The sequence below is a fragment of the Streptomyces sp. CNP082 genome (assembly GCF_059570535.1).
On the sequence record NZ_JCANSZ010000035.1, the window covers coordinates 56,615 to 73,644 of the forward strand.

At 70.9% G+C, this 17,030-nt stretch carries 14 protein-coding genes; 11 read left to right on the forward strand and 3 right to left on the reverse strand.

All coding sequences use genetic code 11. The features are described from left to right. Window positions 1-44: 44 nt before the first annotated feature. A complete protein-coding gene (locus B124_RS24940; protein ID WP_496505183.1) occupies window positions 45-1,766 on the reverse strand; it encodes an IclR family transcriptional regulator domain-containing protein in 1,722 nt (573 codons plus the stop codon). Between the two features lie 142 nt (window positions 1,767-1,908). On the opposite strand from B124_RS24940, the gene B124_RS24945 reads away from it, so the two are divergent. The 10 genes from B124_RS24945 to B124_RS24990 all read left to right on the forward strand — a co-directional run bounded on the left by B124_RS24945 (window position 1,909) and on the right by B124_RS24990 (window position 14,391). Next, window positions 1,909-2,673 (forward strand): CoA transferase subunit A, encoded by a 765-nt coding sequence (locus B124_RS24945; protein WP_496505184.1) that lies wholly within the window; start codon window positions 1,909-1,911, stop codon window positions 2,671-2,673. Next, window positions 2,673-3,323, forward strand: a complete 651-nt coding sequence (locus B124_RS24950) for a CoA transferase subunit B (protein ID WP_496505185.1) — start codon at window positions 2,673-2,675, stop codon at window positions 3,321-3,323. The genes B124_RS24945 and B124_RS24950 overlap by 1 nt, the downstream gene beginning before the upstream one ends. A 28-nt stretch (window positions 3,324-3,351) precedes the next feature. Continuing rightward, on the forward strand, window positions 3,352-4,149 hold the full coding sequence (gene pcaH, locus B124_RS24955; RefSeq protein ID WP_496505186.1) for a protocatechuate 3,4-dioxygenase subunit beta: 798 nt from the start codon (window positions 3,352-3,354) through the stop codon (window positions 4,147-4,149). Next, a complete protein-coding gene (gene pcaG, locus B124_RS24960; RefSeq protein ID WP_496505187.1) occupies window positions 4,146-4,763 on the forward strand; it encodes a protocatechuate 3,4-dioxygenase subunit alpha in 618 nt (205 codons plus the stop codon). The genes pcaH and pcaG overlap by 4 nt, the downstream gene beginning before the upstream one ends. Beyond that, window positions 4,760-6,178: a 3-carboxy-cis,cis-muconate cycloisomerase gene (gene pcaB, locus B124_RS24965; protein WP_496505188.1), complete on the forward strand. Its 1,419-nt coding sequence runs from the start codon at window positions 4,760-4,762 to the stop codon at window positions 6,176-6,178. Before pcaG ends, pcaB begins: the two co-directional genes overlap by 4 nt. After that, window positions 6,175-7,362 (forward strand): bifunctional 3-oxoadipate enol-lactonase/4-carboxymuconolactone decarboxylase PcaDC, encoded by a 1,188-nt coding sequence (gene pcaDC, locus B124_RS24970; RefSeq protein WP_496505189.1) that lies wholly within the window; start codon window positions 6,175-6,177, stop codon window positions 7,360-7,362. The genes pcaB and pcaDC overlap by 4 nt, the downstream gene beginning before the upstream one ends. 593 nt (window positions 7,363-7,955) lie before the next feature. Continuing rightward, window positions 7,956-8,243, forward strand: a complete 288-nt coding sequence (locus tag B124_RS24975) for a hypothetical protein (protein WP_496505190.1) — start codon at window positions 7,956-7,958, stop codon at window positions 8,241-8,243. Between the two features lie 35 nt (window positions 8,244-8,278). Beyond that, entirely contained in the window at window positions 8,279-9,886 is a 1,608-nt protein-coding gene (locus tag B124_RS24980; RefSeq protein WP_496505191.1) for a glycoside hydrolase family 43 protein, read from the forward strand. A 41-nt stretch (window positions 9,887-9,927) separates the two neighbouring features. After that, the gene (locus tag B124_RS24985) at window positions 9,928-11,802 is read left to right on the forward strand and encodes a glycoside hydrolase family 127 protein (protein WP_496505192.1); all 1,875 of its coding nucleotides are present in this window, start codon (window positions 9,928-9,930) and stop codon (window positions 11,800-11,802) included. A gap of 57 nt (window positions 11,803-11,859) precedes the next feature. Next, complete coding sequence (locus B124_RS24990) at window positions 11,860-14,391, forward strand: glycoside hydrolase family 95 protein (RefSeq protein WP_496505193.1); 2,532 nt, start codon at window positions 11,860-11,862, stop codon at window positions 14,389-14,391. A 319-nt stretch (window positions 14,392-14,710) separates the two neighbouring features. On the opposite strand, the gene B124_RS24995 is transcribed toward B124_RS24990, so the two are convergent. Both B124_RS24995 and B124_RS25000 read right to left on the reverse strand, forming a co-directional pair. Further along, window positions 14,711-15,112, reverse strand: a complete 402-nt coding sequence (locus B124_RS24995; protein WP_496505194.1) for a DNA-binding protein — start codon at window positions 15,110-15,112, stop codon at window positions 14,711-14,713. Beyond that, window positions 15,109-15,357, reverse strand: a complete 249-nt coding sequence (locus tag B124_RS25000; protein WP_496505195.1) for a hypothetical protein — start codon at window positions 15,355-15,357, stop codon at window positions 15,109-15,111. Before B124_RS25000 ends, B124_RS24995 begins: the two co-directional genes overlap by 4 nt. A gap of 415 nt (window positions 15,358-15,772) precedes the next feature. Here B124_RS25000 and B124_RS25005 point away from each other — a divergent pair, with 415 nt between their 5' ends. Beyond that, complete coding sequence (locus B124_RS25005; protein WP_496505196.1) at window positions 15,773-16,741, forward strand: ATP-binding protein; 969 nt, start codon at window positions 15,773-15,775, stop codon at window positions 16,739-16,741. The last annotated feature ends 289 nt before the right edge of the window (window positions 16,742-17,030 follow it).

The window sequence follows — 17,030 nt, forward strand, 5'->3', positions numbered from 1 at the left end:
GTCCACTATCGGGCCCTGAGTTTGGAGCAGCGTCGTCGTAGGTGTCAACGCCTTGACGGGACCCTTTTCCCCGCGGACACGAGAACTTCCGGGTACCTCTCGATCGCCGCCGCCAGATCCGCCTCGATCCGCCCGGCGGTGGCGGCCAGCTCGGGGAGCACGTCGCCGCGCAGTTCGTCGGCGCTGCGGTGGGCTGCGTGTGCGGCCACGTTCACGGCGGCCACGACGCGGCCGTCCTGATCCCGGATCGGTACGGCGATGGAGCGCAGCCCCTCCTCCAGTTCCTGGTCCACCAGCGCGTACCCGTCGCGCCGCACCGCCTTGACCGCCGCGGTGACGCCGGCCCTGGAGGTGCGGGTGTACGAGGTGAGGGGCGTCAGGGGCCGCGGCAGCCGGTCAGCCAGCTCCGTATCGGTCAGCCCGGACAGCGCCACCCGCCCCATCGACGTGGCGTAGGCGGGCAGCCGGGCGCCGATCGCCAGTTCGACGCCCATGACGCGGGTGGCCGCGACCCTGGCCACGTATCTGATCTCCGCACCGTCGAGCACGGCGACCGAGGCGGAGTCGTGCACCCGCTGGACCAAGGCCGCCAGATGGGGGGCCGCCAGTTCGTCGAAGGTGAGCCGCGACTGCGGCGCGTACCCCAGCTCCAGGACACGGGGAAGCGGGACGAAGCGCCGCCCGTCGGCGGACACCGTGACATACCCCAGATGCCGCAGGGCAAGCAGGCACCGCCGCACGGTGGAGCGGGCGAGACCGGTGCCCTCGGCGACATCGGTCAGGGTGAGGCCGCCGGGGAGGCGCAGTGTGCTCAGGACCGCGAAGCCCCGTGCGAGTGACTGCAGGAAGTCCGGCCCCAGTTCCCTCTTCGCAGCGCGCAGATACGCATCGTCGAGCATCGGGGACAGCGTCGCGCTCCGTACCTCGCCGCCGGCGTGCGCCAGCTCCGCCGCCATCTCCGCCGCGCACGCCCGCAGCCGGGGCAGGGCGTGCGCGGCGAGGCTGTCGGCGGTGTGCCGGCTGGTGTGGCTGACGACGCTGACCGCGCAGAGGACCGCCCCGTCCGTGTCGTGCACCGGTACCGACACCGCGATCAGGCCGGGTTCGATGAGCTGGTCGTCCACGGCGTGGCCGGTATCCCGCGCCTCGGCCGTCCGCTGCTCGAAGTCCTCCGCGCCGCGCTCCGGCCCCTCGCTCGCAGGCAGGGCCGGGAAGGCCGAACGGCCAGGCTGATCGCTCACCCGCCGCAGCCAGCCCGCCCATCGGGCCTCGTCCCAGTCGATGGCGAACAGGGCGCCCGGCGCGCAGCACTCGGCGGGCAGAAGATCGCCCACGCGGAAGCTGACCACCATCGTGCGCCGCCTCGCGAACTGCGTGACGAAACGCACCCCGTCCCCGTCGGGAACGCACACCGACACCGACTCGTCCAGCGCGTCGGCCAGCCGCAGCGCGTAGCGGTCCACGGCATCGGGCACTCCGCTCGCAGCGAGATAGGCATTGCCCAGCTCCAGCAGCCGCGGGGCGAGCAGCACGTCGCGGCCCTCGGCGCGCAGGTAGCCGAGCCGGACCAGGGTGCTGACGATCCGGTCGACGGTGGACCGTGCCAGCCGGGTGGCGCGGGCGAGATCACTGGGGCGCATGCGCCCTCCGGGATCGGCGGACAGGGCGCCGACGACGGCCAGTCCGCGCTCCAGGGTGGCGACGGACTCCCCACCCGGCGTGGCGGTCGGCTCGGCCGCCGGGACGGCGGTCGGGGTTCGCGGCATCGGATGCCCTCCTGCTCTCGTTCCGGGAGCGCACGCTACCCGCGGGGTCCGAGGCCGTTGACACGGCTGAACTGTTGGGACAACACTGCACACGCGCTCGTGCATGAACAATAATTCACTGAACGAACGAAAGCGGGGGTGGATGGACAAGGTGATCGGCACGGCTGCCGAGGCGGTCGAGGGGATAGCCGAGGGCGCCTCCGTGGCCGTCGGCGGCTTCGGACTCAGCGGGGTGCCGAACGTACTGATCCAGGCCCTGTACGAGGCGGGCGCCGGTGCCCTCCACGTAGTCTCCAACAACTGCGGCGCCATGGAGCGCGGCCTCGCCGTCCTGCTCGCCGCGGGTCGAATCGCCCGGGTCACCGGCTCCTACATCGGAGCCAACAGGGAGTTCGCCCGCCGGTACCTCGCCGGGGAAATGGAGGTCGAGTTGATCCCGCAGGGCACACTTGCCGAGCGCTTGCGGGCCGGCGGCAGCGGTATCCCCGCCTTCTACACCCCGGCCGGTGTGGGCACCCAGGTCGCCGACGGCGGCATGCCGTGGCGCTACGACGGCCAAGGCGGCGTCGCAGTCGCTTCGCCGCCCAAGGAGGTCCGCGACTTCGAGGGCACCTCCTACGTCCTGGAGTACGCCATCCGCACCGACTTCGCCCTCGTGCGGGCAGCCAGGGGCGACCGGCACGGCAACCTCGCCTTCAACAAGTCCGCCCGCAACTTCAATCCTCTGGCCGCCATGGCCGGCCGCGTCACCGTCGCCGAGGTCGAGGAACTGGTGGAACCCGGCGGGATCGACCCGGACCACGTCCATCTGCCGGGGATCTTCGTGCAACGCGTTCTCCCGCTCACCGCGGGTCAGGCCGCCGACAAGCCGATCGAGCAGCGCACGACCCGGAAGGCGCGCGCCTGATGGTCTGGACACGCGAGGAGATGGCCGCCCGCGCGGCGTCCGAACTGCGCGACGGCGAGTACGTCAACCTCGGCATCGGGCTCCCGACGCTGATCCCCGGGCACCTGCCCTCCGGCGTGGAAGTGGTGCTGGAATCGGAGAACGGCATCCTGGGCACCGGCCCCTTCCCCGACGAGGAGAAGGTCGATCCTGACCTCATCAACGCCGGCAAGGAGACCACCACCGTCCTGCCCGGCGCCTCCTTCTTCGACTCCGCCCTCTCCTTCGCCATGATCCGCGGCGGTCACATCGACACCGCCGTACTCGGTGCCATGCAGGTGTCCGCCGAAGGCGATCTGAGCAACTGGGCGGTACCGGGAAAGCTCGTCACCGGCATCGGAGGCGCCATGGACCTGGTCCACGGGGCACGGCGCGTCATCGTGACCATGACGCACACCGCCAAGGACGGCAGCCCGAAGCTCGTCGAAGAGTGCACCCTGCCGCTCACGGGCAGAGCATGCGTCAACCGCGTCATCACAGACCTCGGCGTACTGGACGTGACAGCAGAGGGTTTCCGGCTCGTCGAGACCGCCCCCGATGTCACCGCCGCCGAGATCGTGGACCGGACGGCCGCCGAGGTCCACGGCCTCGCCCTCGCCGACGAGCGCTGACACTCCACGCAACCCATGGAGCCGCCCCATGACCACCCACCCGTTGCCCGACGGGCTCTCCCAGCGGGAAATCGACGCCGTCGCCGCCGAGATCCAGGTCCGGGCACATGAGGCAGCCGCCCCGGCGCACCATCCGCCACGTGACTACCCGCCTTACCGCAGCACCCGCTTCCGCCACCCCAAGCAGCCGTTGTTCCCCGTCCGCGACCCGGAGGCGGTCGAGCTGACCGGCCCTGTCTTCGGCTCCACCGACGTGACCACCCTCGACTGCGACCTGACCCGGCAGCACCGGGGTGAACCGCTCGGCGAGCGCATCACCGTCAGCGGCCGGGTCCTGGACCGCGCGGGCCGGCCCGTGCGCCGCCAGCTCGTCGAGCTGTGGCAGGCCAACGCCTCCGGGCGCTACGCCCACCAACTCGACCAGCACCCCGCCCCACTGGACCCGAACTTCACCGGCCTCGGCCGCTGCCTGACCGGCGAGGACGGAACGTACGTGTTCACCACGATCAGACCCGGCGCCTACCCCTGGCGCAATCACGTGAACGCCTGGCGCCCCGCGCACCTCCACTTCTCGCTCTTCGGCACTGCCTTCACCCAGCGGCTGGTGACACAGATGTACTTCCCCGGCGACCCCCTGTTCCCCTACGACCCGGTGCTGTGCTCCGTCACCGATCCCGCCGCCCGCGAGCGGCTCGTCGCCGCCTATGACCATGAGCTGTCCGTCCCCGAGCGATCGCTGGGCTACCGCTGGGACATCGTCCTGGACGGCCCGGCCGCCACCCTGTTCGAGCCCGGCCCCCGGCCCGGTGAAGAGGAGGCCCGATGACAGCCATGCCCCCCACTCCTTCCCAGACCGTCGGCCCCTTCTACGGCTACGCCCTGCCCTTCCCGGGCGGCGGCGAGATGGCCCCGGCGGGGCACCCGGACACGATCACGCTCCGCGGCAATGTCTACGACGGCGCGGGACAGCCCGTCCCCGACGCGATCGTCGAGATCTGGCAGGCTGACCAGCAGGGTTCGCTGTCCGGAGCCGCCGGCTCCATGCGCCGCGACCCCGTCACCGGACGGGGCGCAGGCCGCAACGGCGCGGAGTTCACCGGGTTCGGCCGGGTACCGACCGACGCCGACGGGCACTGGATGGTCCGTACCCTCCCACCGGGTGCACACCGCGAAGGCACGGTCCCCTACCTCGCCGTCGCCGTCTTCGCCCGCGGACTGCTCCACCACCTCTACACCCGCGCCTACCTGCCCGAGCACGCCGACGGCCTTGCCCGCGACCCGTCGCTGGCCGCGCTGACAGCCGATCGGCGGGCCACGCTCCTGGCCCGCCGCGAACGGCACGCGGTGTACCGCTTCGACATACGTCTCCAGGGCGACGGCGAAACCGTCTTCCTGGACTTCCCGTACGAACCGCACGCTCCGGGGAGCGTCAGCGGATGAACCGGCCGACATCGCAGCCGTCTGAGCCCCACCCCGGCGCCGACCTCGGGCTCCTCTCCCCGGTACGCGCCGGGTCGGCCGCCGAGACAGCCACCGGCGACCACGCCTTCCTCCAGGCCATGCTCGACGCCGAGGCCGCGCTCACCCGTGCGCAGGTTGCTGTGGGGCTCGCGACCCGGGCCGCCGCAGCGGCCGTCACCGCGCACGCCGACGCGTCCTCGTACGACGTACGCGGCATCGCGCTGCGCGCCCGCTCCGGCGGCAACCCCGTCATCCCGCTGGTCGCCGACCTCACCGCGGCCGTGCCCGAGGACGTCAGGCCCTACGTCCACCGGGGTGCGACCAGCCAGGACATACTCGACACCGCCACCATGCTCGTCGCCAGCCGCACGGTGGGCGTCATGCTGGCCGACCTCGAACGCACGGCCCGGAACCTCGGACGGCTCTGCGTGGAACACCGCGACAGCCCTATGGCCGGCCGCACCCTCACCCAGCACGCTGTACCCATCACCTTCGGCTTCAAGGCAGCCGGCTGGCGTGTGCTGGTCCTCGACGCCCATCACCGGCTCGCCGCGGTCCGGACCGGACTCCCCGCGCAACTCGGCGGCGCGGCGGGCACTCTGGCGGCCTTCCACGCGGACGCCGGTGACGCGGAACCCGGCATCGGCCCGCGGCTTCTCACCGCGTACGCACGGGAGACCGGGCTCGCCGAGCCACTGCTGCCCTGGCACACCCTGCGCACCCCCGTCGCCGACCTCGGCTCCGCGCTGGCCTTCGCCGCCTGCGCCCTCGGCAAGATCGCCGCAGATGTCCTGGTACTTTCGCGCACCGAGATCGGAGAACTGGCCGAGGGCAACGGTGGAGGCAGCTCCACGATGCCGCACAAGTCCAACCCGGTCCGGGCCACGCTCGTCGCCGCAGCCGCCCGCCAGCTCCCCGCTCTGGCGACGACCCTGCTCGGCTCCCTCACGGCAGAGGACGAACGCCCCGCCGGCGCCTGGCACGCCGAGTGGCAGACACTGCGCGAGGCGCTGCGGCTGACCGGCGGGGCCGTCCGCGACACGGCGGACCTCGTCGGCGGACTGCGCGTGCTGCCCCACCGCATGGCCCACAACCTCTCCCTCACCGAAGGGCGGATCGTCTCGGAGCGGATCGACATCGCACTGAGCCGGCTGACCGGTCGCACGAAGGCCGGAGAACTCCTCAGCGACGCACTCCGCCGCGCAGCAGCCGAGAACATCACCCCACACCAGGCCCTCCGGCAGACCCCGGAACTCAGCGCGCTCCCCGACGGCCGCCTCCGCGAACTCACCGACCCGGCCGGCTACCTGGGCTGCGTCTCCCCCCTCATCGACCGGGTGCTCGCCGCCGAGCCCGCGAGCCCTCCCGCCGTCCGGCAGGAGAACGCACCGTGACCCCCGCACGCCCTCTGCTCCACCACCGCCTCGACGGGTCCCGCCATGCGCCGCCGCTGATCCTCGGCCCGTCACTGGGCACCTCACTGGCCCTGTGGGAGCCGCAGCTCACCGTCCTCGCCCGGCACTACCGCGTTCTTCGCTACGACCTCCCCGGGCACGGCGGATCACGACCTGCCCGACCGGAGGACCGTCCTCCCACCGCCAGTACCGTCGACGGCCTGGCCCGCTTCGTCCTCGACCTCGCCGACCACCACGGATGGCAGAAGTTCCACTACGCGGGCGTCTCCCTGGGCGGTGCCATCGGCGCCCACCTCGCCGTCCACCACCCCCAGCGCCTGATGTCGCTCGGGCTGGTGTGCTCCTCCGCCCGTTTCGGTGAACCCGCCGCCTGGAGGGAGCGGGCCGCACTGGTACGCGACCGAGGCACCCACCCCCTCCTCGCCACCGCCCCGCAGCGCTGGTTCGCCGCCCCCGCCACGGCGCACACCCTCGCGGGCAAGGCCCTCCTGGCCGACCTCGCCGGCACGGACCCGGACGCGTACGCCGCCTGCTGCGACGCTCTCGCCACCTACGACCTGCGCGCCGACCTGCCCCGCGTCAGCACCCACACGCTTGTCGTGGCAGGCCGCCGGGACCCGGTCACCTCACCCGCCCACGCCCGTGAACTGGCCGACGGCATCCCGCACGCCGGCCTCACCGAGATCCCCGACGCCGCCCACCTCGCCGGATTCGACGCCCCCGCCCCGGTCACCGCGGCGCTCCTGGCCCACCTGGGGACCGACCGACACGAGGCCGGAACGGCCGTGCGGCGCGCGGTACTCGGCGATGCCCACGTCGACGGGGCCCGCACCCGCACCACCCCCTTCACAGCGGACTTCCAGGACCTCATCACCCGCTACGCCTGGGGTGAGATCTGGACCCGCCCCGGCCTGGACCGGCGCACCCGCAGCTGCATCACCCTCACCGCCCTCGTCGCCCACGGCCACCACGACGAACTCGCCCTCCACATCCGGGCAGCACTCACCAACGGCCTCACCCCCGAAGAGATCGGCGAGGTCCTCCTGCAGTCCGCGATCTACTGCGGGGTCCCCGCCGCAAACACCGCCTTCGCCGTCGCCCAACGCGTCCTCGACGACGAAGGTGTCGGCGGCGAACCGTCACAGCGAGGCCGAACCCGCTGAGAGGCCGTTACCACCGGCTGGGCCAGCGCTTGCGACCGCTGCTTCATGGCGGCGCATCTTCAATGATCGGATCGATGACTCGAACATAGATGCAACCCCTGAGCGCTCAAAAGAAGACACCCAGCAGGAGAATCACGAATTCCCTGTTCAGAGCCATAACGGCAGGGCGACGCAGCACTGCCGGTTAGCACACTGACAAGAAATACATCGGAGGGCCTTGACGCCGCCCGGCGGCTGCCTATCATCACAGTTGTTTGAACATTCGACCAGTGTTCGAAATATCGAGCACACCCCTGATGGCCGTAAGGCCCTGCCGGATGCCGCCTGGACGGGCTCTCCGGCGCAGCCGATCCGAGAATGTCATGCTCACGTCACTCGCTGCCGCTTGCGGCCGTTGTCGGCCCTCTGAGCGGCGCCCCCGTGCGACCCCCCACAAAGGAGCATTCGATATGTCCCTACGACGGCGCACCTTGCTGGGCTCCTTACTGGCAGTAAGCGCAGCCGGGACGACCGGCATGTCCCCGCCCGGGCCCGGACGGGCACGTGCCGCCACCCCGCCGACGGACGCGCCTGCAGAGCCGTTCGCCGTAGGCGTGCGCGAGTTCCCCTGGGGCCGCGGCAACCGGCGGCTGGTCACCCGATCTTCTATCCCGTCACCGGCACTCCGGGCGGCTCTCCGGTCCCCGGCGCCGGACGGCCGCGTCGCCGGCGCCGTTCCCTTCGCCTGCGTGGACATGGGCAATCCGGCCGCCGAGATCGGTGCAAACACCACCTACGTGGACGGGATGCGCTGTCGCCTGTACGGCGACACCGCAGTCCGCGACCGTCTCCCGGCCGATGCCACCGCTCCCGGCACCGTCTGGGAGTCCGTCCTCGCCTGATGCCGCGAGCACACGAATAAGGAGTGCGATCTCGTATGCCCACTTTCCGTTCCGCCCCCAGCCGACGCACCCTGCTGGCGACCGCCACGGGCCTGGTCGCGGGGGCCGCGGTGCCGGTCACCGCGTCGGCCCGATCCAGCGCGGGCCCCCTCCAGGAGGAGTTCACCAACCCGGTGATCTGGCAGGACTTCGCGGACATCGACGTCATCCGCGTCGGCGACACGTTCTACTACTCCGCCTCGACGATGCACTACTCGCCGGGCGCACCGATCCTCCGTTCCTACGACCTGGTCAACTGGGAGTTCGCCGGCCACTCGGTGCCGGTGCTGGACTTCGGGTCGAAGTACGACCTGAACGGCGGTCGCGGCTACGTCCGCGGCATCTGGGCGTCCTCCCTGGGCTACCGCTCGGGCGAGAGCAGGTTCTACTGGGTGGGCCAGATCGACTTCGGCCAGTCGTACGTCTACACCGCCACGTCGGTCGAGGGCCCGTGGAGCAGGCACGCCTCGATTCCCACCACCTACTACGACGCCGGGCTGCTCTTCGACGACGACGGCACACCGTACATCGCGTACGGCAACACCCAGATCAGCGTGGCCCAGTTGTCCGCCGACATGAGGGGCCAGGTCCGTACGCAGCAGGTGTTCAGCACGCCGCCGGACATCGGCACCCTGGAGGGCGCCCGCTTCTACAAGATCAACGGGAGCTACTACATCTTCCTGACCCGCCCGGCCAACGGCCAGTACATCCTGAAGTCCTCCTCCCCCTTCGGCCCGTACGAGCTGCGCCGGCTCCTGCTCGACCTGCCGGGGCCGATCCCCGGGGGCGGGGTGCCGCACCAGGGCGGTCTCGTGGACACCCCGAACGGCGACTGGTACTACCTGGCCTTCATCGACGCCTACCCCGGCGGCCGCGTCCCCGCCCTGGCCCCGGTCACGTGGACCACGGACGGCTGGCCCGAACTGCGGCTGGTCGGCGGCGCCTGGGGGGAGTCGTACCCGTACCCGCTCACGCCCCGCGAGGTGGAGCCGCTCACCGGCGTCGACACCTTCGAGGGGACGGCCCTCACCCCGAAGTGGGAGTGGAACCACAACCCGGACACCACCAAGTACGCGGTGGACGACGGGCTGACGCTGCAGACCGCCACCGTCACCGGCGACCTCTACCAGGCCCGCAACACCCTGACCCACCGCATCCAGGGCCCCAGCTCCACCGCCACGATCGAACTCGACGTCACCGCGATGACCGACGGCGACCGCGCCGGACTCGCGCTGCTGCGTGACTCCTCCGCCTGGATCGGCGTCAAGCGCGAGGGCGGCGCCAGCAGGGTGGTGATGGTGGACGGGCTGACGATGGACAGCAACTGGAACACCACCGGCACCGGCACCGAGCGGGCCGCCGCCGACCTCACCGGCGGCCGGATCTGGCTGCGCGCCACCGCCGACATCCGTCCCGGATCGAGCCGGCCGGGACGCTTCTCCTACAGCACGGACGGCACCGGCTTCACGCCCCTGGGTCCCGACTTCGCCATGGGCAACGACTGGCGGTTCTTCATGGGCTACCGCTTCGCCCTCTTCCACCACGCCACCCGTTCCCTCGGCGGCGCGGTGACTGTCGCACGCTTCGAACTGGCAACGCCGTAGCGCCCGGCCCATCCCCCCGCACAGGAAAGGACACCTTACGCATGTCTCCTCACCTCAACCGCAGACAGGTTCTGCTCTCCGCCGCCGGAGCCGCCGCGCTGGCCGCCGCCGGTGCCCCGGCGGCCCGCGCCGCCGCGGCCGGCGCCCTGGACCAGGCGGGCGTGGTGGCGCGCCCGTTCGACCCCGGCCGGGTACGTCTGACGGCGAGCCGCTGGCGGGACAACATGGACCGCACGCTGGAGTACCTCCGCTTCGTCGACGTGGAACGGCTCCTCTACAACTTCCGGGCCAACCACCGGCTGTCCACCAACGGCGCCGCCGCCAACGGCGGCTGGGACGCGCCGACGTTCCCGTTCCGCACCCACATGCAGGGGCACTTCCTCACGGCATGGGCGCAGGCGTACGCAGTGACGGGAGACAGCACCTGCAGGGACAAGGCCGACCGCATGGTGGCGGAGCTGGCCAGGTGCCAGGCCAACAACGGCGCCGCCGGGTTCAGCAGCGGCTACCTGTCCGGCTTCCCCGAGTCCGAGTTCAGCGCGCTGGAGGCGGGGAACCTGTCCAACGGCAACGTGCCGTACTACGCCGTCCACAAGACCCTGGCCGGGCTGCTGGACGTGTGGCGCATCATGGACAGCGCCGCGGCCCGTGACGTACTCCTGGCGCTGGCCGGCTGGGTGGACTGGCGCACCGGCCGGCTGTCCTACGACCAGATGCAGGCCGTCTTGCGGACCGAGTTCGGCGGCATGAACGCGGTGCTGGCCGACCTGTCCCTGCAGACGGGGGACACCCGGTGGCTGACGGTGGCGCAGCGCTTCGACCACGCCGCGGTGATCGACCCCCTGGCGGCGGGCCAGGACCGGCTCGCCGGGCTGCACGCCAACACGCAGGTGCCGAAGATGGCCGGCTGCGCCCGCGAATACCAGGCGAGCGGCACCCAGCGCTACCGCGACATCGCCCGCAACTTCTGGGACATCGTCACCGACGCCCACACCTACGTCATCGGCGGCAACAGCCAGGCGGAGCACTTCCGGGCTCCCTACGCGATCGCGCAATACCTCGCCAGGGATACCTGCGAGAGCTGCAACACCTACAACATGCTCAAGCTGACCCGGGAGCTGTTCACCCTCGACCCGGAGCGCGTCGCGTACGCCGACTACTACGAGAACGCCCAGCTCAACCAGATGCTCGGCCAGCAGAACCCGAACGACAGCCACGGCCACATCACCTACTTCACCCCGCTGAACCCGGGGGGCCGACGCGGCGTCGGACCGGCGTGGGGCGGCGGCACCTGGAGCACCGACTACAACAGCTTCTGGTGCTGCCAGGGCACCGGCCTGGAGATGCACACCCAGCTCATGGATTCCATCTACTTCCAGGACGACGCCGGCCTGTACGTCAACCTGTTCATCCCCTCCACCCTCACCTGGTCCGAGCGCGACGTGACCGTCGAGCAGACCACCGACTTCCCGGCCTCCGACACCACCACCCTGCGCATCACCGGCACCGGCGGGCAGTGGGCGCTGCGCATCCGCATCCCCGGCTGGACCAGCGGCGCCACGATCAGAGTCAACGGAGAGCCCCAGGATGTCGCCGCCGAGCCGGGCACCTACGCCGTCCTCCAGCGCACCTGGGCCCCGGACGACACGGTGACGATCCGGCTCCCCATGAGCGTCCGGCTGCTTCCCGCGCCCGACGACCAGCGGGTCCAGGCGGTCGTCTACGGGCCGGTCGTGCTCTCCGGCGCGTACGGCGGCGACGACCTCGGGGGCCGGCTCCCCACCCTGACCACGGGCTCCATCACCCCGACCGATACCCCGCTGACCTTCACCGCCACCGCCAACGGCACAGCCGTCACCCTCATCCCCTTCTACGACAACCACGAGAACTACACCGTCTACTGGAACGCGGCCTGAGCCTTAAGGACCGGACCACTCCCCGGTGCCGCCCAGCCTCCGACAGAGGAGTCACGCATGTCCCCCCACACGGATCGCAGACACTTCCTGGCCCTCTCGGCCGCCGGCGTGGTCGCCGGTACGGCGACGGGCACAGCGGTGCCCGCACACGCAGGCGGGCACACCGCCGAATCCTCCGCCGCCTCGGCGGCGACCGGCCGGACCGTTCAGGACCACCAGCTGCGCCTGTGGTATCCCAGGCCGGCGGCCGAATGGCTGCAGGCACTGCCGATCGGCAACGGCCGGCTGGGCGCCATGGTCTTCGGCGGTGTGGAAACCGAGCGGTTGCAGCTCAACGAGGACACGATCTGGGCCGGCGGGCCGTACGACCCGGCCAACCCTCAGGGTCTGTCGAATCTGGCGGAGATCAGGCGCCGGGTGTTCGCGGGCGACTGGTCCGGCGCGCAGTCGCTGATCGACAGCAGTTTCATGGGCAGGCCCCTCGGCGAGCTTCCGTACCAGACGGTCGGCAACCTGGTGCTGACCTTCCCCTCGGGGGGACCGGCCGGCGACTACTACCGTGAGCTGGATCTGACGACCGCGGTCGCCCTGACCCGCTTCACGCGCGATGGCGTCACCTACACCCGGGAGACCTTCGCCAGCGGCGCCGATCAGGTGATCGTGATGAGGCTCACGTCCGATACCGGTGGGCGGATCTCGTTCTCCGCGGCGTTCGACAGCCCGCAGACCTCCGCCACGCATTCGCCGGACCCGCTGACGATCGGTCTCGACGGGTCGACGGAGAGCTGGGAAGGGGTTCAGAGCCGGGTGCGCTTCCGCGCACTGGCCACGGTCCGTACCACCGGCGGCTCGGTGACCAGTCAGAACGGAACACTGACCGTCGCCGACGCCGACGCGGTGACCCTGTTGGTATCGATCGGCGGCAACTACACCAGCTACAACGACGTCAACGGCAACCAGGACGCCCGCGCGCTCGACCCCCTGCTGGCGGCGGGCGACCTCGACTTCGAGCAGTTGCGCTCCCGGCATGTGGAGGACTACCAGCAGTACTTCAACCGGACCGCCCTGGACGTGGGCACCACCTCCGCGGCCGAACAGCCCACCGACCAGCGCGTGGCCGGCTTCGCCGACGGCTCCGACCCACAACTGGTGGCCCTCTTCTTCCAGTTCGGCCGCTACCTGCTGATCTCCTCCTCCCGCCCGGGCACGCAGCCGGCCAACCTCCAGGGAATCTGGAACGACCAGCTCAGCCCGTCCTGGGACTCGAAGTACACCGTCAACATCAACACCGAGATGAACTACTGGCCCGCCGGCCCTGCCAACCTCATCGAGACGATGGAGCCCGTGCTTGAGATGGTGCAGGACTTGTCGGTCACCGGCGCGCGGACCGCCAGCCTCCAGTACGGGGCCGACGGCTGGGTGTGCCACCACAACACCGACGGCTGGCGAGGCACCGCGCCGGTCGACGGCGCGCTGTGGGGCATGTGGCAGACCGGCGGCGCCTGGCTGGCACTGCACATCTGGGAGCACTACCGATTCACCGGCGACCTGGAGGCGCTGAGCGCCCGTTACCCGGCCCTGAAGGGCGCGGCACAGTTCTTCGTCGACACTTTGGTGACGGACCCGGGCACCGGCTACCTGGTGACGTGCCCGTCGAACTCCCCGGAGAACTCCCACCACCCCGGTGTCTCGGTCTGCGCCGGGCCGACCATGGACATACAGATCGTCCGGGATCTGTTCGGGGCGGTCGCCGATGCCGCCGCGCTGCTGGAGACGGACGCGGACTTCCGCGAACAGGTGCTGGCGCTGTCCGACCGCCTGCCGCCCACGAAGACCGGCGCCCAGGGACAGATCCAGGAATGGCAGGCGGACTGGGACGCCATCGCCCCCGAGCAGACCCATCGGCACGTCTCCCACCTCTACGGTCTGCACCCCGGCAACCAGATCACCCCGGACGGCACCCCCGAGCTGGCCCAGGCGGCCCGCGTCACGCTGGAACAGCGTGGCGACGACGGCACCGGCTGGTCTCTGGCGTGGAAGATCAACTTCTGGGCGCGGCTGGCGGACGGCGCCCGCTCCTACGACCTGCTACGCGACCAGCTCACCCCCGACCGCACTGCCCCCAACCTCTTCTGCCTGCACCCGCCCTTCCAGATCGACGGCAACTTCGGCGCCACCGCCGGCATCTCCGAATGGCTGCTGCAATCCCACACCGGCGAGATCCAGCTCCTGCCCGCCCTCCCCCCTGAACTACCCAACGGCCAGGTCACCGGCCTGCGCGCCCGCGGCGGCGACACCATCGACATCACCTGGGAGGACGGCCGGATCACCCAGGCAACGCTGCACGCCCGGTACCCCCGCACCGTCCACGTGCGCACCGGCGCACCGCTGACAATCACGACCCAAGGCCAGCCGGTGGCCGTACGACAGGGCGAAACCAATCTCCTCGCCTTCACCACCACAGCCGATACCACCTACCACCTCACCCCCACGGCTGGACCGCGGCGATCCGGCCTCCACGCGGTCGGGCAGGGCGGCGACCGTCTTGCCGAAGGTCCCGGCCACCTGATCTCATCGCCAGCCTCCTGACGCGAGTTCAGCAGCATGGACCCGTACGTGCGCTGGGCGGGCGGGCAGCACCGGGACGAGCTCCGCACCGGCCCGGAGATCCGGGAGCGGTACCGCAACCGGGCCGCTGCCCTGCTCAACGGCACCAACATCGTCACCGGTCAGAAGTCCTACGGAGCGATCGGCGCGGACTGCGGGGAGCCACACCCTCCGCCGGGATACGTCACGACGGCTGCCGGCCGCCAGGACCCACACGATCATCCATCACAGGTTGGCCTGCGGCGACTCTGGTCTCAGCGGATCTGCGCGGATCTGTCCATGACCCGGGACGATGCCGCGGTCACAGCCCGATCATCCGGACCTTGCTGCCGCACAGCCGGGTCATGTCATCGACATCCGACGTGAGGATGGCGACCGGGCCGGGCTGGCGCAGGGATACTTCCGCGACGGTGGCGTCGATCGCGTACTTGTGTCCGTGCAGGCCGGCGCCCTTGAGCAGGTGGGCCGCCGCCTTGGCCGCTGCCTCCGTGACCGGCTCCACCTTGACCCGGGAGAGCGCCCATTGCAGTCGGGGCAGGTTCACCCTGGCGTGGCTCACCTCCACGATGGTGTTGGCGCTGACGACAAGGTCCGCTCCCATGCCGTGGAACACCTGGAACATCGCCAGAACCGTCCGGTCCTGCGCTACCCAGGCCGACAACCCTTCGCTGTCCAGGACGACGGTCTCAATGTGCCCGCTCACGCGGCGCTCGCGCCGCCGGCGGCCGACGTGGTACCGAAGATCCGCGCCTGCGCCTCGGCCAGCTCTTCCTCACTGAAGGCCCCGTGCTCGTCTGTGTGGCTGCGCAGGTCGGCCCCCAGGAGCTGGTGCCGGATCTGTCTGGCGACCGCTTCGGCCACGTAGCCGGAGATGTTGTCCGTGATCTTCTTCAGCTCCGCCACCTGCTCGGTGGGGAGTGTCACCGTGATGCGCGTGGTGTCAGCCATAGCGCAAGCATACTGCAGTATGCGCGCCACGTGCTGTCTGTTCCTTGCACGGTCCGGTCAGCGGCAGTCGGCGCGACGGTCCGTTCGAGCAGGGGCTCAGCCGGGCGGTTGCGCGAGGGGTCAGTTCAGCGGGCCCAGTGGCGGAGTGCCTCGATCCATTGCCAGCCCTCGGGGACGGGTTCCGGCAGCGGCAGGTCCAGAATTCCGACGTCCTGTCGGACCGGCCCCCGGGCGCAGCGTGCGACCACGTGTCCGTCCTCGGTCAGATCGACACCGACCACGCGCACGCGGTCGCCGATGATCTGGTCCGTACGCCGGCCGCGCCGCTCGCCATGGGAACGCCGCCCACACCACAGCACTGCCCGTCGCCCCGCCACCCGGCACCGGTCTGGCCGCCGCGGACCTGGAACGCCTCATGGCCGACGCCACCGCGCGCGCCGCCCGGCTCCTTGCGGGCGACACCACCGACCTGCACCTGACCCAGCACCAGGACGCCGTCCGCATCTCCGCAAGCAACCAGCCTCGCCTGGTCGATCCGCTCGTCACCGAGCTGATCGCTGAAGTGCCCGCGGTATCACTCGTCGGTCCTCGGACGTCAGGCAAGACCACCACTGCCCGGCAGCATGCTGCCTCCACTGTCCAGCTCGATCAGCCCGGCGTCGCCGAGGTCTTCCGTACCGACCCCGATGCCGCCCTGCGTGGGCTGGCCGAACCGGTCCTCCTGGACGAATGGTGGGAAGCCCCCGAGGTGCTCGGCGCTGTCAAGCGCGCCGTCGACAGCGACCCCAGGCCCGGCCGGTACCTCCTGACCGGATCGGTCCGCGCCGACTTGGACGCCCACACCTGGCCGGGCACCGGCCGGGTCATCCACGTCCCCATGACCGGGCTGACCGTACGCGAACAACGCGGCAAGACCACCCGCGCGCCCTTCGTGGACCGCCTTGTGGCGGACGGGCCGTCCGGGGTACGGCTCCCGGAGGAGGTCCCGGACATCCGCGAATACGTCGACCTGGCGCTGCACGGCAGCTTCCCCGAACCTGCGCTCCGGCTCTCCGACCGGGGTCGCCGACGATGGTTCGACTCCTACGTCCAGCAACTGATCACTCGTGACGCCGCCACCGTCGAACCGCGTCGGGACCACCTGCGCCAGGACCGGGGACGCCGCGAGGCCGACGCCCTCATCGAACTGTCCGGACACCGCGTCATCGCCATCGAGATCAAAGTCTCCGCAAACCCCGGGCGCAAGGCCGTACACCACCTCGCCTGGCTCCGCGACGAACTCGGCGACCGCTTCGTCCACGGACTGCTCCTGCACACCGGCAGGTTCATCCAGCAGGCCGACGACCGGATCACCTCAGCCCTCATCTCCACCCTCTGGGGCTGAACAGGTCGGGGGGTCAGCGTCAGAATCCCAGAGACAGCCGCCACGTCGGCATGCTGCTGCCGAGGGCCGCCGACCAGCAGTTGGTCACCTACACCGCCCCCGCCGACAGCCCATCGCAGGTCGCGCTGGACGCCCTGGCCGAGGGACCCGCAGTATCGCCACGAGATGAGCAACAGAGTCCGGTGCCCTTGGACAACGAGGTTGGTCGACTGCGGGTTGGCGATCTGGGCGGTCGTGACCGGAGAGCCACGGTGGTCGGTGTCCGGCGGTCTCGCGCGGTCAGCTCCCG

Excerpts from the sequence above, each read along its gene's own strand:
- B124_RS24940 (WP_496505183.1), bottom strand. The coding sequence starts at position 1,766 with ATGCCGCGAACCCCGACCGCCGTCCCGGCGGCCGAGCCGACCGCCACG.
- B124_RS24945 (WP_496505184.1), top strand. The coding sequence starts at position 1,909 with ATGGACAAGGTGATCGGCACGGCTGCCGAGGCGGTCGAGGGGATAGCC.
- B124_RS24950 (WP_496505185.1), top strand. The coding sequence starts at position 2,673 with ATGGTCTGGACACGCGAGGAGATGGCCGCCCGCGCGGCGTCCGAACTG.
- pcaH (WP_496505186.1), top strand. The coding sequence starts at position 3,352 with ATGACCACCCACCCGTTGCCCGACGGGCTCTCCCAGCGGGAAATCGAC.
- pcaG (WP_496505187.1), top strand. The coding sequence starts at position 4,146 with ATGACAGCCATGCCCCCCACTCCTTCCCAGACCGTCGGCCCCTTCTAC.
- pcaB (WP_496505188.1), top strand. The coding sequence starts at position 4,760 with ATGAACCGGCCGACATCGCAGCCGTCTGAGCCCCACCCCGGCGCCGAC.
- B124_RS24980 (WP_496505191.1), top strand. The coding sequence starts at position 8,279 with ATGCCCACTTTCCGTTCCGCCCCCAGCCGACGCACCCTGCTGGCGACC.
- B124_RS24985 (WP_496505192.1), top strand. The coding sequence starts at position 9,928 with ATGTCTCCTCACCTCAACCGCAGACAGGTTCTGCTCTCCGCCGCCGGA.
- B124_RS24990 (WP_496505193.1), top strand. The coding sequence starts at position 11,860 with ATGTCCCCCCACACGGATCGCAGACACTTCCTGGCCCTCTCGGCCGCC.
- B124_RS25000 (WP_496505195.1), bottom strand. The coding sequence starts at position 15,357 with ATGGCTGACACCACGCGCATCACGGTGACACTCCCCACCGAGCAGGTG.
- B124_RS25005 (WP_496505196.1), top strand. The coding sequence starts at position 15,773 with ATGGCCGACGCCACCGCGCGCGCCGCCCGGCTCCTTGCGGGCGACACC.